This is a genomic window from Rhodopseudomonas sp. B29 (genome assembly GCF_000333455.1).
GTDB lineage: Bacteria > Pseudomonadota > Alphaproteobacteria > Rhizobiales > Xanthobacteraceae > Rhodopseudomonas.
The window spans coordinates 1-5,432 of record NZ_BADD01000134.1; the positions used below are offsets into that span (position 1 = coordinate 1).

6 protein-coding genes and 1 pseudogene are annotated in these 5,432 nt (G+C 56.9%); 2 read left to right on the plus strand and 5 right to left on the minus strand.

Going from position 1 to position 5,432, the window contains the following annotated elements; genetic code table 11:
* On the plus strand, positions 1–922 hold a 922-nt coding region (locus I5M_RS05090), incomplete at its 5' end, for a restriction endonuclease (RefSeq protein ID WP_022720421.1).
* 11 nt (positions 923–933) lie between these two features.
* Here the strand turns inward: I5M_RS05090 and I5M_RS05095 are convergent.
* Entirely contained in the window at positions 934–1,125 is a 192-nt protein-coding gene (locus I5M_RS05095; protein WP_031335428.1) for a hypothetical protein, read from the minus strand.
* A gap of 129 nt (positions 1,126–1,254) precedes the next feature.
* Positions 1,255–1,834 (minus strand): annotated as a pseudogene (locus I5M_RS31205) (T6SS phospholipase effector Tle1-like catalytic domain-containing protein); the annotation flags it as partial.
* Between the two features lie 368 nt (positions 1,835–2,202).
* Between I5M_RS31205 and I5M_RS32030 the strand changes: the two are divergent.
* The gene (locus I5M_RS32030) at positions 2,203–2,556 is read left to right on the plus strand and encodes a hypothetical protein (RefSeq protein WP_148287826.1); all 354 of its coding nucleotides are present in this window, start codon (positions 2,203–2,205) and stop codon (positions 2,554–2,556) included.
* Positions 2,557–3,149: 593 nt separating this feature from the next.
* Here the strand turns inward: I5M_RS32030 and dinB are convergent.
* From dinB to I5M_RS33525, 3 genes are read right to left on the minus strand one after another with little or no spacing between them, the layout of a single operon-like run.
* Positions 3,150–4,238, minus strand: a complete 1,089-nt coding sequence (dinB, locus tag I5M_RS05100) for a DNA polymerase IV (RefSeq protein ID WP_022720423.1) — start codon at positions 4,236–4,238, stop codon at positions 3,150–3,152.
* 4 nt (positions 4,239–4,242) lie between these two features.
* Positions 4,243–4,968, minus strand: a complete 726-nt coding sequence (locus I5M_RS05105; RefSeq protein WP_022720424.1) for an SOS response-associated peptidase — start codon at positions 4,966–4,968, stop codon at positions 4,243–4,245.
* A gap of 2 nt (positions 4,969–4,970) precedes the next feature.
* Positions 4,971–5,420, minus strand: coding sequence for a hypothetical protein (locus tag I5M_RS33525; protein ID WP_022720425.1), 450 nt, complete (start codon positions 5,418–5,420; stop codon positions 4,971–4,973).
* Between the last annotated feature and the right edge of the window lie 12 nt (positions 5,421–5,432).

Consider the following 5,432-nt stretch of genomic DNA (forward strand, 5'->3'; position numbering starts at 1 on the left):
GCATGAAACGCGCCGCTTCGGCAACGAACTCCTTCGCAGGTTCTTCGAGCGCCTTCACGCCGGCGCTTTCGGAAGGCGGTCGATCCCTCCGATCTTCGTGTTCTCCAGCACCGGAGAATGGCGCGACGTCCGCTTCCTAGGCTTGGCGATACCTGGCGGGCCTGACATCGAGAACTTCGACGACCTCGTCGCCGTCTGGAGATCCAGCGAAGGCCTAAGATTCCAAAACTACCGCGCGCGTTTCACCATTCTGGACGCCGCCGAGATTCCGCGTTTCTGGATAGACGATCTGATCAACGGGAAAGATCCGCTCGATCGCGCCCCCGAGGTATGGGCCGACTGGGTCTCAACGGGCCGCTGCCGCCCCTTGAAGGCCGTCCGCTCGATCGAGCACAGGAGCAAATCGGAGCAACTTCCGAGCGCGCCGGACGACCTCGCGATTATCGCGAAAATCCACGCCTTCTTTCAGTCGCACCCCCATGATTTCGAGAGCTGCGCGGCCGCCATGGCGAGGATGCTGATACCCGACATCGTGGAAGTAGATGTTACACGTCCATCGAGAGATGGCGGTCGGGACGCAACCGGGAAAATGCGGATTGGTCGCGGTCCGAGTTCGGTCCTGGTTGAATTCGCGCTCGAGGCCAAGTGCTACGGTATCGGCAACTCGGTGGGCGTCAGGGAAATGTCGCGACTGATTTCCCGGCTTCGACACCGTCAGTTCGGGATCATCGTTACGACGAGCTTTGTCGACAGCCAAGCCTATCGAGAGATCAAGGAAGATCAGCACCCGATCGTCGTGCTTTCCGCCGCTGACATCGTCGGCGTCTTAAGAGGTCACGGATACGGAGACGCCGTCGCTGTTGAGCATTGGCTAAATACCGAGTTCGGCGGGCGTGGCGCAGATGGGCGCGAGCCTCGATAGGAGGACGAGAGCTACTTAGCTTTCTTCCTTCGCTTCAGAACCTCCCTCGCGGCCTGCTCCTTGATGTCCCAGGCAGCCCGATGCTCGTCGAGGGCAACTTGTTTGATGTCCGCGATGACGTCTTTGTCCATCATTGCGATGAACGCCACCCGGTCACCGATGGGAGTTCGCTTTCCCCTTTTCGCCGCCCTCTTGCCAACCATTCGTCCGTCCACCGCGAAGAATCGTCGCTTAACCATAATGCGGCCGACCTGCCGGCGCCAACCAAGACAAATTTCTTCTCATATAAGACCGAGATCGCTTCTTATATAAGAAGCGCGCGCTAAGTCCTGAAGTCTATCTGGCCAGGGAACGATAACGCTTGCAACCGTGTCCCACACGCCTACAAACTTTATCGTCGGCCACCTCGAATACAATCCGCGCAAACTGCGATGCTCGGTCTTCCTTTGACGCAGGTCTTGGACTTGCCCCTTCGTCTAAAACATCGGCGTCCTTTGCCTGTGGAGATACGAGTGTTGGCGGGGACGTCATCGGTTCGACTTGCTTGTATGCAGTCAATGCGCCACCTGCCAGATTGCTCTGCTGCGGCGACAAGAGCCCGATGCGGTGAACGAAGCCAGCTAACACTCGTACAGCGTAAGCTTCACGACTGAACCCGAAAAGAAAGATCTGGTCTCCCTCCTCGTACTGGTTGATCAGGAATTCATAGGCGGCGAGAACGTTATCATCGAGACCGTAACCGGTCGCGAAGCCGAGAACTGCCGCCGCATCCTGTTTAAACTTTGTCCAAGGGTCCGGTCGCGCCAACGTCCCGACACCGGGGTCATAGAACACGACTTGATGAGGCTGCGTTTTTCCACTCTTGCGAAGCGTTCGATTTAGCTTCAGGACATTCGAGATATTCTCGCTGATCTAGTTTCCTGTGCCATCGCAGCACACGACAATGTTCTTCATCATCGGCTCCTTGAGTCAGAGAGGTTTATCTTCCCGCAATTGGACCAGCGCTTGGCCTCTCCCTAGGCAAAAATTTGCGCCCCTTGTACGCTATCGGCGATTAAGCAACACCATCGGGCGCCTGCCGTCTGATTAAGACTCGATCGATCAGTCTCCTTTTGTCGATGCAAGTGTTCTATAAAGGTAAGTAGGACGTCTTTCACGCAGCCACTCCGAAATAGAGCCCGCTCGCAATAGACTTTTGTCGCACGGCACTTGAAGCCGACTCCTCAAACAATCTTAACGGTCTCCCTCTTATCGAAATGCCTCACTTCAAGGGGATGAGAATGGCGGCAACTATTGGAATAAGGTTCGACGGACGTGACACAATCTACTACGTCATCGTGAACGGGAAAGCTCGATCGCGATCGTATTCTGGTCCTGATGGGTTGCGCAAGGCACTCGCTGAAGCTTACGAGATCGAGTTCGAAGAAGCAGCGAAAAACATAGAAGAATTGAATCTCGCTGCTCAAGTCGCCGCCCAAATGACCAATATCGGATTGACCGTCACCAATCTCTCATCGACCTCTCCAACATACTCCTTTCTAGATGCGCAAGACATCCAAGATCCGGAAGAATTCTCGTCTATTGATGAAGTGGCGGAGTACGTTCAAGCGCATCCATCTTGCTGGAAAGGATAGTACTGCAATTACGATATCTTTCAGCTGCCGCGACTTCATTAGAGCTCCATGGCGGACTTCTTCGGCTCAGCATTCGTCGAACGGTCGGATGAGACAATTCTAGAAGTGATCCCGCACCATGCAATTCTTCAATTTGAAACATTGTATTAGCTCTCTGCTGAATCGCTTTGTAGTCAGAAACGACAGCGGAGTCGACGGAGTCGGCTAGGAAGACACCCCATTCTTCAATTCTCCTCCGCAACGAGCGGCAACATCCAATCGAAATCGAATGTTGCAGATTTTCAATCCGCCTCCGTTCCAACTCCGCCCGTGAAAATTGACTAGTATTTCTATAGGCTGGCTTCTCATTCATGATTATCTCCACATAAATCCACCTATGAATTATGTTGATAGTAAATGAAAGCCGGCGCAACTGTACATGATGCAGAGCGAACATAACTGAGCCTACAATTGACACTGGCCACGTCGGGCTAACTCAACCTGATCCGATTGGTCAGACGCCGAGGTGATGAATTTTGCATACGCCAGCGCTTCTCCCTTCATGGCTCTCTGTTAAAAGCGTCGCCGCGCTCCAATAGTATGGTTTGCGGAGGTCAGAGAGGCAGTCCGAATTGCGGGCTGCCCTCGTCCTCGTTCTGCAGCGACGACAATGAGACACCAAGAAGCCGAACGGGCTTCGGCAGAGGCATCGCAGCCTCGAGCAGCCCAACCGATCTGGTCGTGAGGGCTGCCCGACTTGAGACAGGGCTGGCCAACGTTCTGCTTCGCGAGACGATCTCAAAATCCGAGAACTTGATCTTGAGCGTGACAGTCCTGCCTAGATTGCCGGTTTTCTCACAATGTCCCCAGACCTTGTCGATGAGCGGTTGCAGCTCCGCTGCCATCGCCTCGAACGAGGTTAGGTCGGACGAGAAAGTGTTCTCCGCACCGACCGACTTACGGATGCGATTGACCCGAACCGGTCGCTCATCGATTCCACGCGAGATCCAGTAGTAGTAGGATCCGGCCTTTCCGAAATGGCCCTGCAGGAATTCGAGGGTCTGATCCCGGATATCCTGCCCAGTTCGAATGCCGAGCGCGTTGAACTTCGCCGCAGTGGCCGGGCCTATGCCGTGGAATTTGCCGACGGGCAGATTCTCGACGAACGTAGGTCCCATCTCTGGCGAGATCACATATTGACCATTCGGCTTGCGGTGATCGGACGCGAGTTTGGCCAAGAATTTATTGTAGGAGATGCCCGCGGATGCGTTGAGACCGGTCACCTCCTTGATCTTGGCCCTGATGGCGAGTGCGATGTCTCGTGCCAGGGGGATGTTCTGAAGGTTCTCCGTCACGTCGAGGTAGGCTTCGTCCAGCGATAGCGGTTCGATGATTGCTGTATACTCCGCGAAGATCTCACGGATCTGTTGGCTGACCGCCTTGTAGACCTCAAAACGCGGCTTCACGAAGATCAGGTCGGGACACTGCCGCCTCGCGGTGACAGACGGCATAGCCGAACGCACGCCAAACTTGCGAGCTTCGTAACTTGCGGCCGCAACGACGCCGCGCTCGCGAGAGCCGCCGACGGCGACCGGTTTTCCCCGCAGCGCCGGGTCGTCCCTCTGTTCGACGGATGCGTAGAACGCGTCCATGTCCACATGGATGATCTTGCGATGCGGGGCTGTCGTAGAGACTTCCGTCATGACGTCAAACGGCGGGAAGATCCCTGTCCTTCTTCACACCCCTCGCGACGATACTCAGCGAGCTGTCCGGCAGCGGGCGCTGCAGCTTCAGGGCTTCTTCTTGCGGGGCCGACAGCCATGTTTCGACCTCGGCAGGGGTTGTCAGGATGACCGGCATCGCTTTCGGATGGATGACGCCGACCTCAGCATTCGGTTCGGTAGTCAGGAACGCGTAGAGGTCGTTGGTCGTCGCGCCCTCCTTCACCTTTCGGACCGAAGTCCAGTTGGTCCAGATGCCAGCGAAGCAGGCAAGCGGACGGGTCTCGTCAAGTGCGAACCAGATGTCGCCGCCCTGAATCTTGTTGAATTCGCTGAAGCTGTTGAACGCGACCACGCAGCGGTTTTCCGGACCCAGCCACCGGGTCCAGTGTTTGGACTTCACGTTGCGGATGTTGGTCGTCCCGCCATCCGGCTCCATCCGCAGCACTTCGTTGAAATCGACGGTCTGACCTTTGGCTCGGAGCTTGTCCGCTCGCTTTTGGGCGTTGTCTAAAAGCGCCTTCGCCGATGACGGCATGCCCCATCTGGCGGTGACGAGTTCGCGGCCGCCGGCACCATTTCGGATGATCGGTGCCTTATAGTCCGGAAACACGCCGGGCATAGGCGCGAGGTTGCCGACGTGCTGGTTGACTACGCGGAAAAGCGCGATGATCGCCGATTGGTTGGTAGTGATCGAGTACAGATTGCACAAGGTCAGGTCTCCGGATCGGCATGCCGTGCGCGCTGCGCCAGCTGAAGCAGCGTCGTCGGCGGCCGCTTTCCTGCCTTTGCGCACTTGCTGCAGCGAAGGCGACTGGCAAGGTCATGAACGCAGGTCGTCGACGGATGACGGAGTGCTGCCAGGTCGACCTCATTCGGTGTTCTGCACCGTGAGCACTCGATTTCGATCCAGCAATAGCCGCCGTTCACCGCTTGGTCGATAGTCGGCGACGGGTCGATTGGGCCACCGTCGGCCCACATCCGCTCGTTCCAGCTTTCACAGAGCAGGCGGTCGGCTTGCTGGATCAGAGCCTCCCCCCTCGCCCGCATCTCAGCCGATTGGGCCGCTAGGAGGGTGGTCACCGCGCGCGCCCGGCCCAGCTCCTTCTTTAGCGCCTTCCGGTCGCCTCCGGAGAGTGGCGTAGGATGGTGCTTCGGCGCCATCGGGACGGGTCA

What these genes read in the sequence shown, in the direction of transcription:
- I5M_RS32030 (WP_148287826.1), top strand. Translation starts at nt 2,203, where the DNA reads ATGGCGGCAACTATTGGAATAAGGTTCGACGGACGTGACACAATCTAC.
- I5M_RS33525 (WP_022720425.1), bottom strand. Translation starts at nt 5,420, where the DNA reads ATGGCGCCGAAGCACCATCCTACGCCACTCTCCGGAGGCGACCGGAAG.
- dinB (WP_022720423.1), bottom strand. Translation starts at nt 4,238, where the DNA reads ATGACGGAAGTCTCTACGACAGCCCCGCATCGCAAGATCATCCATGTG.
- I5M_RS05095 (WP_031335428.1), bottom strand. Translation starts at nt 1,125, where the DNA reads ATGGTTGGCAAGAGGGCGGCGAAAAGGGGAAAGCGAACTCCCATCGGT.